The organism is Actinomycetospora corticicola (assembly GCF_013409505.1).
In the GTDB taxonomy this organism is placed as follows: Bacteria; Actinomycetota; Actinomycetes; order Mycobacteriales; family Pseudonocardiaceae; genus Actinomycetospora; species Actinomycetospora corticicola.
In genome coordinates this window covers 1,203,746-1,221,454 of record NZ_JACCBN010000001.1, presented here as the reverse complement: position 1 = coordinate 1,221,454, position 17,709 = coordinate 1,203,746, and the positions used below count along the sequence as shown (strand labels likewise).

Genomic DNA, 17,709 nt, shown 5'->3' with positions numbered 1-17,709 from the left:
CCACCGGAGCGCGGTTGACACGTCCCGGCGCCCATCACGACGACGGGTCGGGCGCGGGCTCGGTCACCCCGCAGTGCGTGCACTCGTGCACCTGGAAGCGCGGGGACGGGCGCAGCAGCAGGACGGTCAGCACGGCCGCACCCAGCAGCAGGGACGCCGCGATGACGACGGCGCGGTGGTAGCCCGCGGAGAAGGCGACCGGGTCCGTGTAGTCCGCCCCCGCGATCCCCGCCGCGGCCGGGATGACGGCGACGGCGAGCAGGCCGGCGGCGCGGGCGACGGCGTTGTTCACCCCGGAGGCGACGCCCGCGTGCCGGTCGTCGGCCGCGTCGAGCACGGTGGCGGTGAGCGGGGCGACCGTGGCCGAGAGCCCGAGCGCGAAGAGCAGCACCGCGGGCAGCACGTCGGTCCAGTACGAGGCGTCGGGGCCGACGCGCAGGAGCAGCAGCATCCCGGCGGACGCGACGACGAGCCCCACCGTCATCGGGAGGCGCGGACCGATCCGGGACGCGAGCCGTCCGGCCCGCGCGGACAGCAGCAGCATCACCAGCGTGATGGGCAGCGTGGACAGCCCGGCCCGTAGCGGCGAGAAGCCCGCGACGACCTGCAGCTGCAGCACCAGGAGCACGAACAGCACCCCGAGCGCGGCGTACATCAGCAGCGTCACCACGTTGAGGGCGGAGAAGCGCGGGTTGGCGAACAGGTCGGGTGGCACGAGCGGCGACCGCGAGCGGCGCTCGACCACGACGAAGGCGGCGAGCGCGACCACCCCGGCCACCCCCGTCGTCAGGACCGCCGGGGAGGCCCCGGCCGCGCCGGCCTCGGTCAGCGACCAGGTCAGGGCCCCGAGCCCGAGCAGCGCGAGCACCGTGCCCGGCAGGTCGAGGTGCTTCACGGCCGAGGGGTCGACCGACTCGGGGACGTGGCGCAGCGCGGCCACGACGATGACGGCGGCGACCGGCAGGTTGACCAGGAACACCGCCCGCCAGTTCCACTCCACGAGCCACCCGCCGACGAAGGGGCCGACGGCGCCCGCCACCCCGGCGAGGCCCGACCACGCCCCGATGGCCGCGGCCCGGTCCTCGCCGCGGAAGGACGCGGAGATCAGTGCGAGCGAGCCCGGCGTCAGGAGGGCCCCGCCGACGCCCTGCAGCGCGCGCGCCGCGATGAGCACCTCGACCGACGGCGCGAGCCCGCACAGCGCGGACGCGAGGGCGAACCAGACCACCCCGACGAGGAAGATCCGGCGGCGTCCGAAGCGGTCGCCCAGGGAGCCGCCGAGCAGGATGAAGCCGGCGAGGGTGAGCGTGTAGGCGTTGATCGTCCACTGCAGGTCCGCGAAGGCGGCGCCGAAGTCCGACCCGATGCGCTCGAGGGCGACGTTGACCACCGTCGAGTCCAGCATCGCGAGCCCCGTACCCAGCACCGTCGTCGCCAGGACCCAGCGCCCCGCGGGGGTCCTCATGCGCAGCTCGTCCGCCACGGGCACCACGCTACGGTCAGGAGCACTGTGCTCGAACCACTCGGTGACCTCACCGCCGCCCAGACCCAGGTCGCCCTGGTCGTCTGCGCCGGCCTCGTCGCGCTGCTCGTGATCGCGTTCGACACCACCTGGCGGGTGGCCCGCAACGTCGTGACCATCGCCCACGAGGGCGGGCACGCCCTCGTCGCGATCATGACCGGCCGGACGATGACCCGGATCCGGCTGCACTCCGACACGTCCGGCGTGACCCTGTCGAAGGGTCGACCGACGGGGCCCGGCATGGCGGCGACGGCCTTCGCGGGCTACCCGACGCCGCCGCTGCTCGGGCTGGGTGCGGCCGCGCTCGTGGCGGGCGGGGCGGTCCCGACGATGCTGGGCCTCGCGATCATGGTGCTGCTCGGCACGCTGGTGCTGATCCGCAACGTCTTCGGGGTCGTGTCGGTGGTGCTCACCGGCGCCGTCGTCGCGCTCGTCATCGCGTACGGCTCGGTGACCACCCAGTACGCGTTCGCCTGCTTCGTCACGTGGTTCCTCATCGTGGGCGGGCTGAAGACGGTGCTGGAGATGGCGCAGAAGCGCTCCCGGCTGCAGCGCCGCGGTGCGCCGACGTCCGACCCGGACCAGGTCGAGCGCCTCACCGGCGTCCCGGCGGGTGCCGTCGTCGCCCTGTTCGCGCTGGTCGGCGTGATCTCGCTGATCCTCGCGGCGAACCTGCTGCTCGCGTGGCCGCCGCTGCCGTGAGTCAGCTCGCCAGGACGCAGTCGGCGCAGGTCCCGCCGCCAGGCACCTGGTAGAAGAGGCAGCACGTCCGGCGCCGGAAGCCGACCCCGGTGGGGTGCGCGGGCTCGGGCCCGAACTCCCCCAGGCCCTCCCAGGGCGGGTTCCCGACGACGGACCGGGCCACCTCGAGCGCCCGGGCGCCGGTCGCGGGGCGGTCGGTGAGGATCATCCGCAGCGCGCCGCCGACCGACGAGGCCACGTTCCCCCGGAGGACCTGGTCGGACACGCTCGCCTGGGCGCGGATCGCCCCGAGGACCGGCGCGAGGGTCCGGTCGATCTCCGCCGCGGCGGTCGCGCCGAGCCCGTCGTCGGGAGCCAGGGCCTCGGGTTCGCCCAGCCAGAGGGGGGCGGGACCACCGGCCCAGGGGCGCCAGTGCAGCCGGTCGTGCAGCCGGGGCACCAGGCCGTGCAGGGCCGCCGCGCCCAGGACGAGCCCGGTCACCCGCGCCGACACCGAGAGCCCGAGCAGGGATCCGGCCACCCGGCGGGTGGCCCCGAGCTGCTCGGCGATCGCGTCGATCCGGGCGTCCAGGACGTCGCCGGCGAACTCCCCGAGGGGCCGCCACGAGGGGTCGGCGCCCTCGACCGGGCCGATGGCCAGGACGAAGAACCCGCCCAGGGTGTCGACGTCGACGAGGGCCTCGGCGGCCGTGATCGGTTCCACGGGTCCATCGTCCCGGAACCACGTCGCGGTGGATGTCGTACCCATTCGTTAGATTCGGCGCATGGTCGAGTCCGGTCTGCGGTTCGCGTTCGCCTTCCTGCCGGCGGGCGTCGCCGTCGTCGTGGGCCTGGTGCTCGCCATCCAGCGGCGTCGGGTGCAGCCCGACGTCGCCACCCCCGCGCTCTGGGGCCTCGCCCTGCAGCTCGTGGCGATCATCGCCGGCGCACTGGTCAACGTGATCCCCTCCTCGATCGTCCGGGGCGGCGGGGACCCGCAGACGGCCGTGACGGTGGCGACCGTCATCGCCCTGGTGGTCGCGGCCCTCACCGTCGTCTCCTGGGTCCTCATCCTCACCGCGCTGTTCCGCCGGCTGCCCGCCGAGGCGGCCGCCGCGGGGGCGGACGCACCGACCACGGCCGTGCCCACCCCTCCCCCGGGGTTCGCGCCCGAGCCGTTCGCCGACGACGCGCCGACCGGACGGCACGCGCTGCTCGACGAGCACGGCCAGCAGGTGGTCGCCCAGGCCGGGGTCCGGCTCTCGCCGCAGACGGCCGGCCTCGCGGCGGGCGGCGCAGCCGTCGGCGCCGCGGGGCTCGGTGCGGCCGCCGCGGCCTCCGGCTCCGGTCCGTTCGCGGCCGCCCCGGAGCACACCGCGGACCTGCCCACCGAGGCCGTGCCGGTCCTGAGCACCTCGAGTGCAGGCAAGGCGTCGCTGCGTGCACCCGGTGACAGGGAAGCGGGCACCGTCGAGGGCACCGACCGGCCCGACCCGGGCCCGGCCGGGGTCGACGAGTCCGCCGTCGGCGGGACACCCACCGGCGCCGACCCCGACGCCGCCGAGGCCCCCTCCTCGCCCGCCGAGGTGGCACAGCCCGACGTGCCCGTGACCTCCGCGGCTCGCGTGTCGCCGCCGTCCGACCCGGGTCCGGCCGGGGTCGACGAGGCCGCGGTCGGCGGCACGCCCACCGGCGCCGACCCCGACGAGGCCGACACCGACCTGACGCCCGCCGCCTCCCGCTCGGTCAACGGGGTCAACGGGGTCACCGCGGCCGCCGCGGTCGACGTCGACGAGGCCGCCGTGGGCGGCACCCCGACCACCGCCGACGCCGACCCGGGCACGCCCCCGCCCGCCCGCGACGGCGCGTCCACCGGGCCCGCCTCCGCACCGTCGCCCGCCGTGCGTCCGTCGCCGCAGCCCTCTCCCTCGCCGTCCTCGCCGATGCCGGCCGTTCCGCCGTCGCAGCCCGCGGCGGGCCCGGCGTCCGCACCGCAGCCGGCGGTGACCCGCCCGGCCGGCCCGGCGTCCGCACCGCAGCCCGCCGTCGCGCCGTCGCCGAGCCCGTCGTCCGGCTCGCAGCCCGCCGTCGCGCCGTCGCCCAGCCCGTCGTCCGGCCCCCAGCCCGCCGTCACGCCGTCCGCCGGTCCGACGTCGGCGTCGCAGCCGGCCGTGACTCCGGTCGGCCCTGCGTCCGCGCCGCAGCCCGCTGCCACCGGGTCGGCGGCCGCCCCGGCCGATCAGGGGCCCGGGTCCCAGCCGTCGTCGCGGCCCAGCCCCCGGCCCTCGGCCCCGGCCGACGAGCCCCGGACCGACACCGACGACCCGTCGCCGGGACCGGCTCCCGCGAGCCACCCCGGCCTCGCCGGGACGATACGGACACCGCGGCCGACGCCGACCCCCGCAGCGGGAACGGACCTCTTCAGCCCGTCGGCTCCGCTCCCGGAGGTCTCCGACGAGGCGGTCGGCGGGACACCCGCCGAGCCGCAGACTCCGCGGCGCTCCTCGAAGGCACCGGTCGCGGGCTGGTTCGAGCCGGTCACGGACGGCGCGGCCGAGGGGTTCGGCACGGAGAACCGGGACAACTGACGCCGGGGCGAGTGCCCCCCACCCGCCAGGTCACTGAGCGCCGTGTCTGGTGCGCAGGATTCCTGCGCACCAGACACGGGATTCAGCAACCTAGCCGACCGACGACATCACCCCGGCCCCGTCCGCCGCCAGCACGCGCGCGACCCCGCGGACCGTCCCGACCACCGACAGCACCGACCCCGGCCCGTCCAACGGGCTCCGGGCCCAGAGCACGTCGTCGTCGATGCCGCCGTCCTCACCGTGCGGCCCGGCACCCACCCGCACCACCGTCCCGACCGACCGCGCACCCCCGGTCCCGCCGATGCCGGCCAGGGCCGGGTCGCCGCCGGCGAGCACCGTCGTCGTCGCGAGCAGGGACCGACCGCCGAACGTCACGTCCACCGACGAGGAACACCGACCGCCGGCCTGGCCGGCCCGCCCCAGCACGACCTGCTCGACGACCTGAGCCGTCGCGCCCTCGGCCACCTCGAGCCGGACCGACGGGGCCCAGACCGCCCCGTCGCACACCACGGTCGGCTCCGGCGCCCAGAGGAGATCCGCGCCCGGTGCGAGGCGGGCCACCACGTCGAAGGAGGCCTCGGCGGCCGGGTCACGGCCGGGTTGGACCAGCGTCGCCGCGGCCGAGTGCACCGTCAGGCGCTCCCCCGGCCCGAGGTCGATCTCGAGGCCCAGCCGGTCACCACCGAGCGGGCCGCCGCCGACGGCCACCACGTGCACCTGCCGGGGCCCGGTCCGCCGCAGCACCACCGGCGGGGCCGAGGCCCACGTCAGGCGCCCGCCGGTGACCGACACCCGCGCCGCCGCGAGGACGGCACCCGTCATGCCGCGACCCGCACCTGCGCGCGCACCCAGTCGACGACCTCGGTGATCGGAGCGGTCCGGACGCTCACCAGGGCGGTCGGCTTCCCGTCCCGCACCCGCGCCGCGTCGCCGGCCATCCGGTCGGTGTCGGCGCCGACGAGCGGCGCCAGGTCGACCTTGTTGATCACCAGCAGGTCGGCGCCGGCCACGCCGGGACCGCCCTTCCGGGGCACGTCGTCCCCGCCCGCGGTGTCGATGACGAAGATCTGGCGGTCGATGAGGCCGTAGCTGAAGGTCGCGGTGAGGTTGTCGCCGCCGGACTCGACGAGCACGAGGTCCGGGTCGAATCGCTCGACGAGGTCCTCGACGGCGTCGAGGTTCGCGGTCACGTCGTCCCGGATGGCGGTGTGCGGGCAGCACCCGGTGCGGACGGCGACGATCCGCTCGGCGTCGAGCACCGCCTCGCGGCGCAGGAAGTCGGCGTCCTCGGTGGTGTAGATGTCGTTGGTGACGACGGCGAGCGCCAGCTCGTCCCGCAGCGCCCGGCACAGGGCCGCCACCAGCGCGGTCTTCCCGCAGCCGACCGGCCCACCGATGCCGATGCGCACCGCCCGACCGGGCTTCGGGTGGTCGTGCGAGCCGCCGGACAGGTCGAGTTCGTCGAGTCTATGAAGCAAAGAGGGCTCCCTCGGATCGGGCGTGCAGGACGGCGAGCACCTCCGGCAACGGCGTCGTCGCGGTGGGCAGCAGTCGGGGGTCGAGCGCCGCGGCCGCCGTCGTCCCGGCGTCCGAGGCCGTCCCGACGACGGGTGCGTGCTCGGCCAGGGCCCGCGCGTGCACACCCGCGAGCGCCAGGGGGTCGAGCCCGAGCAGTCGGACCGCGGCCGAGCAGACCTGGCCGACGAGGTGGTGGACGGCGAGGCCGGCCGCGTCCTCGGGAGTGGCCCCGGCGGCGGCCGCCGCCACGCCCAGCACGAGGGCCTGGTGCGGCCGGGTCCCGAGGCCCGCGACCTCGGCGTGCGGCCAGGCCTGCCGGACCGTCCGCAGCATCGCCCGGCCCTGCTGGCGGGACACCTCACGCAGTGCCGCCACCGGGGTGCGCGCCGAGATCGCCGCGTCCCAGGGCGCCCAGTCGGTCACCGCCGTCCCGCGTGAGGGGAACCCTCGGGCCACAAGAGCGCTCGGATCCTCCCCTCGCGGATGGACCAGCGCGCACGCCGCGGCCGCAGCGGCGGCGGTGACCAGACCCGCCGTCGGGACCCGTCCGGCGAGCCAGGCCGCCACGTCGTCGGGAGCCCGCACCAACCCGCGTCGGACCGCCGCCTCGATGCCGCCGGAGTGCGCGTGCCCGCCGGTCGGCAGCCGGGAGTCGGCGAGCAACCACAGCTCCGGCGCGGGCACGCGGACACCGTAGTCGGGCTCTGTTACGACCAGGAGATCCCGACCTGTGTGGCGACACGCCCACGGGCGCCGGCGACGCGCCCCACACGTCCGGACCTTCGCTCAGCCGAACAGCGTGGGCGCCCCGAGGCCCTCGAGGTCGAGCAGCGCGCGCTTGCGCTCCATGCCGCCGCCGTAGCCGGTGAGCGACCCGTTCGCCCCGACCACCCGGTGGCACGGGACGACGATGCTGATCGGGTTCTTCCCGTTCGCGAGCCCGACCGCGCGCACGGCGGTCGGCGCATCGATCCGCGCCGCGAGCTCGCCGTAGGTCCACGTCTCGCCGTACGGGATCGTCCGCAGCGCCGCCCACACCCGCGACTGGAACTCGGTGCCGCGCAGCACGACGTCGACGGTGAACTCGCGGAGGTCCCCGTCGAAGTAGGCGGCCAGCTCCTCGCGGGCGGCGGGCGCCGCGTCGTCGACCCGCTCCCCCAGGGCGTCGGCGGAGGGCCCGTGGCGGTGCTCGGTCATGTACAGCCCGGACAGCACGCCGTCGTCGGCCCGCAACGTCAGCGGGCCGAGCGGGCTGTCCGTGATCGAGTGCGTGACCGCCATGTGGACATGGTCCATGTGAGCAGAAAGGGTCGCTATGGCGACCCTTTCTGCTCACATGGCCGCAGGCCACATCTAGAACAGGAAGTACCGCTGCGCCATCGGCAGCTCGCGCACCGGGTCGGGGTCGACCACGGAGCCGTCGATCGTCACGGTGAACGTCTCCGGGTCGACCCGGATGTCCGGGGTCGCCGCGTTCTGCGGCATGTCGGCCTTGGCCACCGCCCGGGTCGACTTGACGGGCACGAACCGACGCGCCACGTCCACGTCGGGCGGGGTGACGCCGGGCGCCGTGAAGAAGACCGACGACGCCGCCGGGGCCGCACCCATCGCACCGAACATCGGGCGGGACAGTTCGGGCTGCGGGGTCGGGATCGAGGCGTTGGCGTCGCCCATCCGGCCCCAGGCGATCATGCCGCCCTTGACCACGACCTGCGGGCGGACGCCGAAGAACGCCGGGTCCCACAGCACGAGGTCGGCCAGCTTCCCGACCTCCACCGACCCCACCTCGCCGTCGAGCCCGTGGGCGACGGCCGGGCAGATCGTGTACTTGGCGACGTAGCGGCGCGCGCGGTCGTTGTCGTCGCCCGAGGCCGAGACGCCGGACTGTCCGGTCACCCGTCGTCGGGCGGCGTGCGCGGTCTGCCAGGTCCGCAGCACGACCTCGCCGACCCGCCCCATCGCCTGCGAGTCGGAGCCGATCATCGAGATCGCGCCGAGGTCGTGGAGCAGGTCCTCCGCGGCGATCGTCGACGCCCGGATGCGCGACTCGGCGAACGCCAGGTCCTCCGGGATCGACGGGGAGAGGTGGTGGCAGACCATCAGCATGTCGAGGTGCTCGTCGACGGTGTTCACCGTGTGCGGGCGCGTCGGATTGGTCGACGACGGGAGCACGTGGGGCTGGCCGGCGACGGTGATGATGTCCGGCGCGTGCCCGCCCCCGGCCCCCTCGGTGTGGTACGCGTGGATCGACCGGCCCGCGATCGCGGCGAGCGTCGAGTCGACGTAGCCCGCCTCGTTCAGGGTGTCGGTGTGCAGGGCGACCTGCACACCGGTCTCGTCGGCCACCCGCAGCGCGGCGTCGATCGCGGCGGGCGTCGCGCCCCAGTCCTCGTGCACCTTGAACCCGGAGGCGCCCGCAGCGACCTGCTCGCGCATCGCCTCCAGGCCCACCGTGTTGCCCTTGCCGAGCAGGGACACGTTGAGCGGCACCGCGTCGAGCGCCGTGAACATGCGCGCGAGCCACCAGGCGCCCGGTGTCACGGTCGTCGCCTTCGTGCCCTCGGCCGGTCCGGTGCCGCCCGCGATCCACGTCGTGACGCCGGAGCCGAGCGCCTCCGGGATCTGCTGCGGGCTGATGAGGTGGACGTGGCAGTCGACCGCGCCCGCCGTCAGGATGAGGCCGTTCCCGGCGAGGATCTCGGTGGACGGGCCGATGACGAGCTCCGGCGAGACCCCGTCCATCGTGTCCGGGTTCCCGGCCTTGCCCAGCCCGACGATCCGCCCGTCGCGCACCCCGACGTCGGCCTTCACGACGCCCCAGTGGTCGAGCACCAGCGCGCCGGTGATGATCAGATCGGCGGCACCCTCGGCCCGGGTGGCGCGCGACTGGCCCATCGACTCGCGGATGACCTTCCCGCCGCCGAAGACCGCCTCGTCGCCGCCCCGCGGCCCGCGCGAGCGGTCCTCCTCGACGCGGATGGTCAGGTCGGTGTCCGCGAGGCGGACACGGTCACCCGTCGTCGGGCCGAACAGCGCCGCGTACCGGTCGCGCCCCACGCTCCAGCCACTGCCCGTCCTTCCCGATGACGGGTCGGTGCCGGCGGGGTCCGCCACGTCCAGCCGCCCACCGGGGAACGACCCGCGCCCGCCCAGCGCCACGAGGTCGACGTCCTTCTCGACGCCGGGCTCGAACCGCACCGAGGTCCCCGCCTGGATGGCGAGCCGCATGCCCGTCGCGGCCTCGCGGTCGAAGGCGAGCGCCGGATTGGTCGACGCGAAGTGCATGTGCGACCCGACCTGGATCGGCCGGTCGCCCGTGTTCGTCACCGTGAGCGAGAGCGTCCGCGCGCCCTCCCCCGCGACGATCTCGCCGTCGCCGGGGAACACCTCTCCCGGTGCGCTCACTGGATCGGCTCGTGCACGGTGACGAGCTTCGTCCCGTCCGGGAACGTCGCCTCGACGGCCACGCTGGGCACCATCTCGGGCACACCCTCCATGACGTCGTCGCGGGTCAGCACGTGCTGTCCGTCCGCCATCAGCTCGGCCACCGACCGGCCGTCCCGCGCGCCCTCGAGGATCCACGAGCTGAGCAGGGCGACCGCCTCGGGATGGTTGAGCCGGAGCCCGCGGCCCCGCCGTTCCCGCGCGAGGTTGGCCGCCACGTGCAGCAGCAGCTTCTCCTGTTCGTGGGGCGACAGCAGCACCTCGGGGCTCCTCCCGGTCGGGTGGCGGCGAGACTACGGGGCGGCCGGCAGGACGTGGTCCCCACTGCGATCGGTCGACAGGCACAGCGAGCAGACGTGGCCGGTCCCGGTGCCCGAGGCGGTCATGTCGGGGCGCTCGAAGTCCTGGTCGCACACCTGGCAGTGCAGCGTCTCGCCCGAGGGGTTGCCGAGCTCGTCGAGCATCGGGGCGTCGATCCCGTCGTCGGGACGGCGCAGGTAGTACTTCCCCTTCGTGGCGATCGCGAGGATCGGCGGGAGCACGAAGGCGAGCCCGATCGCGACCAGCGGGGAGTACGAGGCGAGCGTCGACCCGAGGGCTCCGAAGAACGCGAGGATCGAGACCCCGGCGGAGACGATCATCGAGACGAACCCGACCGGGTTCACGTCGTAGATCATCCCGCGCCGGAACTCCGGCTGCTTCGGCGAGAGCCCGAGGACGTACTTGTTGATCGCGATATCGGTGGCGACCACGACCACCCACGCCATGCCGCAGTTCGCGTAGAAGCCGAGGATCGTGTTCAGGAAGTCGAACATGTTGGCTTCCATGAGGATCAGCGCGATCACGAGGTTCACGCCGAGGAACACGAGCCGGCCCGGGTAGTACTTCGTGACGCGGGTGAACGAGTTCGTCCACGCCAGCGACCCGGAGTAGGCGTTCGTCACGTTGATCTTGATCTGGCTGATGACGACGAGGATGACCGCGAGGGTGAGGGCGAGCCAGCCGGGCAGGATGTCGTTGTAGATGACGACGAACTGGCGCACCGGTTCGTTCGCGAACTCCGACGCCCCCGCCACGTTCGCGAGCAGGTACACCGCGAGGAACAGGCCGACCACCTGCTTGGCGGCGCCGAAGATGACCCAGCCCGGCCCCGCCAGGACCACGGCGGTCCACCAGCGCCGCGAGTTCTCGGGCGTCTTCGGCGGCATGAAGCGCAGGTAGTCGATCTGCTCGGCGATCTGCGCGATCAGCGAGAGGCAGACCCCGGCGGCGAGGAAGACGGCGCCGAGCGACGGCGTCCCCTGGCCTTCCTCACCCTGGTAGGCGAAGAACGTCTGCACCGACTCGGGGTGGCTCAGCAACAGGTAGACGAACGGCGCGACCATGAGGATCAGCCACAGCGGCGTCGTCCAGAGCTGCAGTTTCGAGAGCAGGCTCATCCCGTAGACCACGAGCGGGAAGATGATGACCGTCGAGAGCGCGTAACCCGCCCACAACGGCAGGCCGAGCCCCAGTTCGAGACCCTGCGCCATGATCGAGCCCTCGAGGGCGAAGAAGATGAAGGTGAACGTCGCGAAGATGATGTTCGTGACGACGGAGCCGTAGTAGCCGAAGCCGCTCCCCCGGGTGATGAGGTCCAGGTCGAGGTTGTAGCGCGCGGCGTAGAAGGCCAGCGGGAACCCGGACAGGAAGATGACGACCGCGAACACGCCGATCCCCCACAGCGCGTTCACCGTGCCGTACGAGATGCCGATGTTCGCGCCGATCGCGAAGTCGGCGAGATAGGCGATTCCGCCCAGCGCCGAGGTGGCGACCACGCCCGTGGACCACTTCCGGTAACTGCGCGGCGCGAACCGGAGGGTGTAGTCCTCGAGGGTCTCGTTGGCCTTCGCCGGGGGCGCCGCCGCCGGCGCCTGCACGTCCTGCGACATCTGCCCACCCCTTCACACCGGCCGACCCGCTCGGGTGGCGCAGGGTGAAGCCTGGGTGAGCCCGATGTGGTCAGGTTTGCCGCGGTGTCACGGGGTCGTTAACGGCCACCCGAACGGGGGGCGGGGGGCAGTGCTCCTCGTGGTCGGCGTGCTCGGGCGTCTCGATCTGCAACGTGGAGTGATCGAGCCCGAACTCCTCGCGCAGGGCGGCGGCCGCCCGGTCGAGGACGCTGGAGTGCCCGGTGCCCTCGCACTGCGGCGTGGTCCCGTCCTCGACGACGAGGTGCGCGGACGCGGCGGGGGTGCGGTCGGAGATGACCCACACGTGCAGGTCGTGCACCTCGCGGACGCCGGGCACCGCCAGCAGGGCGGCGCGGACCTCTTCGACGTCCATCCCGGGGGGTGTGCCCTCGAGCAGGACGTGCGCGGTGGTGGAGAGGAGGGCGACCGTACGCGGCACGAGGATCGCGACGATGACCAGCGAGGCCACGACGTCCGCGTAGGGCCAGCCGGTCAGCAGCAGCACGGCGGCCGCCACCATCACCGCCACCGACCCGAGCGCGTCGCCGAGCACGTGCAGGGCCGCCCCGCGGACGTTGAGCGAGCCGCTCCCGCCGGAGAGCACGGCCAGGGACACGAGGTTCCCGACGAGACCGATCGCACCGAAGATCAGCAGCGCGAACCCCGGCACCTCGGGCGGGGTGTCGGCGAGGAGCCGCTCCACCGCCTCGACCGCGACCCACACCGTGACGGCGAGCAGGGCCAGGGCGTTCACGGCGGCGCCGAGCACCTCGCTGCGCCCGAGCCCGAAGGTCCGCCGGGCGCTCGGGGGGCGCTGCGCGAGCCGGGCCGCGACGACCGCGGTGACCAGCGCCGCGACGTCCGTGACCTGGTGCCCGAGGTCGGCGAGCAGCGACAGCGACCCGGTGACCCAGGCGCCGATCGCCCCCGACACGAGCACGACGGCCGTGATCACCAGCGCGACGGTCAGCCGACGTCCGTCCGTGGCGGCCCCGTGACCGTGTCCGTGACCGTGCCCGTGGTCGTGCCCCATGACCCGGACAATACATGCACGCATGCGCATGTGGAGTCGGCGTGGAGGTGACCCGTACCGCCACGATCGAGGACCCGTCATCACTCTTTCGTGACCCCGTCGTTACCCGTTGCGTGACCGTGCTCTCGGTCGCACGCCGCAGTACTCGGGGGGATCGCTCGCATGGGCAAGCACAGGGTCAGCATCGGACGACGGGGCGTGGCGATGCTCGCCGCGACCGGCGCGCTGGTGATCGGGGGGACCTCCGCGGTCATGTTCGGCACCGGGAGCGCCGCCCCCCTCGACATCCTCCCGATCAGCTCCCCGGCGACGACGACGTACGTCCTGCCGGACCTCGACCCGTTCGTCAAGGACGACACCCGCGGCGACGGGAAGGCCGAGGTGTCGGACGAGTACGGCGCACCGACCGGAGGCGGGAAGGCGGCACTCCGTCTGTCGACACCCGCGGGCTCGGACAAGGTCAACTACTACGCGACGGTGTCCGGCGCCGACGCCGACCTCGAGAACTGGATCGCGGCGGGGGCGTACTCCGCCTACCAGGGCGCCGCCGACAACCCGGTCCAGTTCCCGAGCCTCCAGCTCACCGTGGACTTCAACGGTCCGGCCGACGGCGGGTACTCGAACCTCACGTACGAACCGGTCTACAACCCCGGTGACAGCACCACTCCGGGTCAGTGGAACCGCTTCCTGGCCGGCGCCGGCAACTGGTGCTCGACCAGGGCGATTCCCGGCGTCATCGAGGAAGCCCAGCGCGGTTGCTCGAACGGCGGCGCCAAGCCGCTCGCCGATTACGTCGCGGCTGCGCCGGACCTCGTCGTCCAGCGCGTCGTGATCAACCAGGGCAGCGGGAACGCAGGCCTGGAGTCGGCGGTGGACCTCATCTCGACCCCGACCACGACCTACGACTTCGAGCTGACGAAGCCGACCACTCCGGTCGACCCGACCACGCCCACCACTCCCCCGACCACCGAGCCCGGTCAGGGCGGCGACAACGGCGGCGGTCACGGGCACGGCAACGGCGGCGGGAACGGCAACGGGCACGGCACCGGCGGGAACAACGGCAACAACGGCGGCGGCAACGGGCACTGCGTCTGCAGCTGATCTCCCCTGCAGGACCACGAGTGGCACACCGTGCAGGTCGGGGCATCCCCGGAACCCGCCGGTGTGCCGTTCGCTCATCCCGAAGGCGCCGACGCATCCTCGGCGTGCCGGCCGTCACGACGACTCCTCCTGTTCCACGAGGTCGAAGGTGGCGCGGCCGTGGGGCCGCCCGTTGACCTGGAGCTCGATCGCGTGCTCGCCGAGGTGGAAGGTCCGGGTCGTCCGGGCCCGGAACGAGTAGGACGTGTCCACGGCGACCGTCTCGCCCGGGGCGATCGACCGCGTCGTGAGCTTGAAGACCTTCGGCCGGAGCTCACCGCGCGCCTTCCGGAAGTGCAGGACGTAGTCGATCGCGGTCCGGGCCGGGAGGGTCCCGGTGTTGGTGACCTGCGCGGTGAACCGGACGTCCCCGCCCAGGGGGACCTCGTGGTCATCGACCCGAGGCCCGTCCACCCGGAAGTCGGAGCCCTCGAACCCCATCAGCGCGAGCGCCCCGGGATGCCCCTTCTTGACCAGGGTGCGCAGGGCGTGCCGGGCGACCCGGGGCGTGTTCCCGTCCGGACGGTCGAGCCAGCCCGCCACGATGTCGGCCGCGAGGTCGGGATCGTCGCGCGCGAGGTCGTTGACGTGGTTGGCCACCGACCGGCGCACGTACTCCGACTCGTCGGTGTAGAGCGCGTCGACGATCGGGCGGGTGACCCCGGGCCGCCAGACCAGCTCGGGCACGCCCGTGGCCCACGGGAGGTGGGAGCGTGTCCCCTCGCTCGCGAGCCGGCGGACGTGCAGGTCCGGGTCCTCCGTCCAGCGGGTGGCCACCTCGAGTGTCCGCTCGAGCCCGGCGTCGAGCATGCGGCGGATGGCGAACTCGCCGGACAGCCGGGTCGTGAGCAGGGCGAGGACGTCCAAGGCGTCGTCGAAGCACAGCGCGGAACCCGACGCCAGGGCCCGGTCGACGACGGCCTCGGACACCGGCCACAACATCCAGCCCGCGAAGGCCTCGTCCTCGAACGCGGCGCGGACCGCCGCGGCGGTCTCCCGGTACCCGGGAGGGAGATCGACCAGGAGGGCGTCGCGGACGACGTCCACCCGACGCCGGAGCTTCTGGTCGGCGACGCGAGCCGCCCCGAGCGCCGTCGGCTCGACGCCGACCTGCCGCAGCAGCCGTGCGAGCTGTCCGATCACGGCGGCGTCGATCATCTCGTCCATCGCTCCCACGACGATCAGCCGACCCGGAAGACCGGCCAACCGATCTCGGTGCGCCACGCGGCCGGATCGGGGCTGTCCCGCGGACCGACGAGGTAGCGCTCGCGGACCGGCCCGGCGACCGCCATCGCGTTCTCCACGACCCAGGTGCCGAGCTGGCCGTAGGTGACCTCGATGCCGTCGTGCTCGCCCGCGTGTGTGGTGACGGCCAGTTCCACGGGCGGCAGGTCCGCGGGGTGGACGCGCCCGGTGCGTGGGGGTGCCGCGGTCGGCAGGTACAGGAGCGCGTGACCACGCTCCTGCTGGAAGAGGGCGTTCTCGTAGGTGCCGCCGAGTGGGCCGACGGCCGCCGCGCCGACGGCGGCCTCCAGTTCGGCCACCGCGCCGGCGAACCAGCTCTCCACCTCGTGGGCCCCGAGGACGCCCTCGACCGCTGCGACCGTGCAGGCGGGCTCCGCGCGCAGCTCGACGTCGAGCGGCGCGGGGTCGGGCCGGAGCAGGCGGCGCAGCGAGACCACGGCGGTCCGCGTCCTCGCGAGCTCGTCCTCGAGACGCTCCAGGTGGTCCGCGACCAGCGCCGCCCGGACCTCCGGGTCGGGGGTCCGCAGGATCCGGAGGACGTCGCCCAGGGGGACGTCGAGCTCCCGGAGACGCTGGATGACCTGCGCGACCGGGATCTGGTCCACCGCGTAGTAGCGGTGGCCGCTGGCCTCGTCCACGACGGCGGGCTCCAGCAGGGTCGCCTCGTGGTACCGGCGCAGGGTGCGCACGCTCAGGTGGGTCAGTTGCGAGAACTCCCCGATGGTCAGCACCCCTGCAGCCTGGACCCTCCCCCGGGGAGAGGGTCCAGCCCTTGACCCTCCCGCGCCGCGAGCTCCCACGGTGGTCCCATGACACAGCGCACCGACCTCCCGTCCGACACGCTCCCGACCACCGTCCGCGATTTCATGGCCGCCCATGTGGCCGGTGACGACGACGGCGCCTCGTCGTTCTTCACCGAGGACGTGGTGCTCGTCGACGTGGGCGAGACCCTGCGCGGCCGCGAGCAGGTCCACGCGTTCCTGCGGGATGCCGGCGCCCGGTTCGAGACCACGACCGAGCAGATCGGCGCCCGCCGCGTCGACGACACCCACGCGGTGGTCACCGTGCGGCTCGAAGGCACCTTCCCGGGCGGGGTCGCCGAGCTCGACTACCGGTTCGCGCTCCGGGACGACCTCGTGGCCGAGCTCGTCATCGCCACCCACGACGCCTGAGCGGACACGAAGACCATGGGAACGGATCGCGATCGTCTCGACGGGCGCCGGGCGCTCGTCACCGGCGGCTCGAAGAGCTCCGGCCGGGCCGTCGTCGAGCGCCTGCGGGAGATGGGCGCCGACGTGTACACGACGGCCCGGACCATGCCCGGCGGGTACGAGCGGCCCGACCGCTTCATCGCGGCCGACACCTCGACGGCGGGCGGCACCGACGCCGTGGTCGCGCGGCTCGCGGAGGACGGGCCGCTCGACGTCCTGGTACACGTCGTGGGCGGGGCCTCGACGCCGCCCGGCGGGTTCGCGGCCATCACCGACGAGCAGTGGCTCGTCGAGCTGAACCTGAACCTCCTGGGCGCGGTGCGGCTCGACCGCGCGCTCCTGCCGGCCATGGTCGAGGCCGGCTCGGGCGCGATCGTCCACGTGACCTCGATCCAGCGGGAACTGCCCCTGTACGACGCGTCGCTGGCGTACGCGGCGGCGAAGGCGGCGTTGCGCACCTACAGCAAGGGGCGCGCCAACGAGGTCGCGCCACGCGGCGTCCGGGTCAACGCCGTCAGCCCGGGCGGGATCGAGACCGAGGCGTACGAGGAGTTCGTGGACCGGATCGCCGGGGGCAACGGCCTCACCCGGGACGACGCGAAACAGCAGATCGTCGACTCCCTGGGCGGTGTGCCCCTGGGACGGTTCGCGCACCCCGAGGAGATCGCCGACCTGGTGGGCTTCCTCGTCTCGGACCGCGCCACGGCGATCGTCGGCGCCGAGTACGTGATCGACGGCGGGACCGTCCCCACCGTCTGAGGTGGAAAGCAGGTGCGGCCCGTCGTCGGGCGGAACTAGCCTCCGCGCCGTGGAGGTGACGTTCCGCCCGGTGACGGCCGACGACTTCCCGCTGATCGGCCGGTGGCTCGCCGAGCCGCACGTCGCGCGGTGGTGGGCGCACGAGTGGTCCCCGGAGGCGGTCGAGCGCGACTTCGGGCCGACGCTGCGCGGCGAGGAGCCGGCCGAGGATCTGATCGCCGAGCTGGACGGCCGCCCGATCGGACTGTGCCAGCGGTCCTTCTGGCACGCCTACCCCGAGGAGGTCGAGGAGTTCGCGCCGTTCCTCGACGTCCCGCGCGACGCCATGACGATCGACTACCTGATCGGCGACCCCGCCGACGTCGGGCACGGCCTCGGCACCGCCCTGATCCGGGACCTGGCCGCCGACACCTTCGCCGCCCACCACGACTGCGGGGTCCTCCTCGTCCCCGTGGTCACGGGCAACCCGGCCTCGTGGCGGGCGCTGGAGAAGGCCGGGTTCCGCTTCGTCGCCCACGCCTCGGCGGCGCCGGACAACCCGATCGACCCACCGGACCACCGCGTGTACCGCCTGGACCGACCCGATCCCCGTCCCGCACGCTCGCCCCGGCACTAG

The 17,709-nt window shown here is 74.0% G+C and carries 18 protein-coding genes; 6 read left to right on the top strand and 12 right to left on the bottom strand.

Features of this window, described 5'->3' with window-relative positions; translation table 11 throughout:
• Window positions 1-34: 34 nt before the first annotated feature.
• Window positions 35-1,465, bottom strand: coding sequence for an MFS transporter (locus BJ983_RS05770; RefSeq protein ID WP_218890127.1), 1,431 nt, complete (start codon window positions 1,463-1,465; stop codon window positions 35-37).
• Between the two features lie 45 nt (window positions 1,466-1,510).
• On the opposite strand from BJ983_RS05770, the gene BJ983_RS05765 reads away from it, so the two are divergent.
• On the top strand, window positions 1,511-2,224 hold the full coding sequence (locus BJ983_RS05765) for a M50 family metallopeptidase (RefSeq protein WP_179792950.1): 714 nt from the start codon (window positions 1,511-1,513) through the stop codon (window positions 2,222-2,224).
• Window position 2,225: 1 nt separating this feature from the next.
• Here BJ983_RS05765 and BJ983_RS32115 read toward each other — a convergent pair whose 3' ends face one another.
• Complete coding sequence (locus BJ983_RS32115) at window positions 2,226-2,927, bottom strand: (2Fe-2S)-binding protein (RefSeq protein WP_179792949.1); 702 nt, start codon at window positions 2,925-2,927, stop codon at window positions 2,226-2,228.
• 61 nt (window positions 2,928-2,988) lie between these two features.
• Between BJ983_RS32115 and BJ983_RS31520 the strand changes: the two genes are divergently transcribed.
• Window positions 2,989-4,791 (top strand): hypothetical protein, encoded by a 1,803-nt coding sequence (locus BJ983_RS31520; RefSeq protein WP_179792948.1) that lies wholly within the window; start codon window positions 2,989-2,991, stop codon window positions 4,789-4,791.
• A gap of 90 nt (window positions 4,792-4,881) precedes the next feature.
• Here BJ983_RS31520 and BJ983_RS05750 read toward each other — a convergent pair whose 3' ends face one another.
• The 8 genes from BJ983_RS05750 to BJ983_RS05715 all read right to left on the bottom strand — a co-directional run bounded on the left by BJ983_RS05750 (window position 4,882) and on the right by BJ983_RS05715 (window position 12,738).
• Window positions 4,882-5,613, bottom strand: coding sequence for an urease accessory protein UreD (locus BJ983_RS05750; protein WP_179792947.1), 732 nt, complete (start codon window positions 5,611-5,613; stop codon window positions 4,882-4,884).
• Window positions 5,610-6,242 carry an urease accessory protein UreG gene (ureG, locus tag BJ983_RS05745; RefSeq protein WP_179797376.1) on the bottom strand — a complete coding sequence of 211 codons (633 nt, stop codon included), beginning with the start codon at window positions 6,240-6,242 and terminating at the stop codon, window positions 5,610-5,612. Before ureG ends, BJ983_RS05750 begins: the two co-directional genes overlap by 4 nt.
• 16 nt (window positions 6,243-6,258) lie before the next feature.
• Complete coding sequence (locus tag BJ983_RS05740; protein ID WP_179792946.1) at window positions 6,259-6,993, bottom strand: urease accessory UreF family protein; 735 nt, start codon at window positions 6,991-6,993, stop codon at window positions 6,259-6,261.
• A 102-nt stretch (window positions 6,994-7,095) separates the two neighbouring features.
• The gene (locus BJ983_RS05735) at window positions 7,096-7,590 is read right to left on the bottom strand and encodes a methylated-DNA--[protein]-cysteine S-methyltransferase (RefSeq protein WP_179792945.1); all 495 of its coding nucleotides are present in this window, start codon (window positions 7,588-7,590) and stop codon (window positions 7,096-7,098) included.
• A gap of 72 nt (window positions 7,591-7,662) precedes the next feature.
• Entirely contained in the window at window positions 7,663-9,714 is a 2,052-nt protein-coding gene (locus BJ983_RS05730; protein WP_343053758.1) for an urease subunit alpha, read from the bottom strand.
• Window positions 9,711-10,013 carry an urease subunit gamma gene (locus BJ983_RS05725; protein WP_018331582.1) on the bottom strand — a complete coding sequence of 101 codons (303 nt, stop codon included), beginning with the start codon at window positions 10,011-10,013 and terminating at the stop codon, window positions 9,711-9,713. Before BJ983_RS05725 ends, BJ983_RS05730 begins: the two co-directional genes overlap by 4 nt.
• A 33-nt stretch (window positions 10,014-10,046) precedes the next feature.
• Window positions 10,047-11,684, bottom strand: coding sequence for a purine-cytosine permease family protein (locus BJ983_RS05720; RefSeq protein ID WP_179792944.1), 1,638 nt, complete (start codon window positions 11,682-11,684; stop codon window positions 10,047-10,049).
• A 70-nt stretch (window positions 11,685-11,754) separates the two neighbouring features.
• Window positions 11,755-12,738 (bottom strand): cation diffusion facilitator family transporter, encoded by a 984-nt coding sequence (locus tag BJ983_RS05715; protein WP_246325535.1) that lies wholly within the window; start codon window positions 12,736-12,738, stop codon window positions 11,755-11,757.
• 162 nt (window positions 12,739-12,900) lie between these two features.
• Between BJ983_RS05715 and BJ983_RS05710 the strand changes: the two genes are divergently transcribed.
• Complete coding sequence (locus BJ983_RS05710) at window positions 12,901-13,839, top strand: hypothetical protein (RefSeq protein ID WP_179792943.1); 939 nt, start codon at window positions 12,901-12,903, stop codon at window positions 13,837-13,839.
• A 114-nt stretch (window positions 13,840-13,953) separates the two neighbouring features.
• Here the strand turns inward: BJ983_RS05710 and BJ983_RS05705 are convergent, their stop codons facing one another.
• On the bottom strand, window positions 13,954-15,045 hold the full coding sequence (locus BJ983_RS05705) for a DNA alkylation repair protein (protein WP_218890125.1): 1,092 nt from the start codon (window positions 15,043-15,045) through the stop codon (window positions 13,954-13,956).
• Between the two features lie 14 nt (window positions 15,046-15,059).
• On the bottom strand, window positions 15,060-15,854 hold the full coding sequence (locus BJ983_RS05700; protein ID WP_179792941.1) for a MerR family transcriptional regulator: 795 nt from the start codon (window positions 15,852-15,854) through the stop codon (window positions 15,060-15,062).
• A gap of 78 nt (window positions 15,855-15,932) precedes the next feature.
• Here BJ983_RS05700 and BJ983_RS05695 point away from each other — a divergent pair, with 78 nt between their 5' ends.
• The 3 genes from BJ983_RS05695 to BJ983_RS05685 are packed head-to-tail and all read left to right on the top strand — an operon-like array spanning window position 15,933 to window position 17,709.
• Entirely contained in the window at window positions 15,933-16,295 is a 363-nt protein-coding gene (locus tag BJ983_RS05695) for a nuclear transport factor 2 family protein (protein ID WP_179792940.1), read from the top strand.
• A 15-nt stretch (window positions 16,296-16,310) separates the two neighbouring features.
• Window positions 16,311-17,093: an SDR family oxidoreductase gene (locus BJ983_RS05690; RefSeq protein WP_179792939.1), complete on the top strand. Its 783-nt coding sequence runs from the start codon at window positions 16,311-16,313 to the stop codon at window positions 17,091-17,093.
• A gap of 49 nt (window positions 17,094-17,142) precedes the next feature.
• Window positions 17,143-17,709 carry a GNAT family N-acetyltransferase gene (locus BJ983_RS05685; RefSeq protein WP_179792938.1) on the top strand — a complete coding sequence of 189 codons (567 nt, stop codon included), beginning with the start codon at window positions 17,143-17,145 and terminating at the stop codon, window positions 17,707-17,709.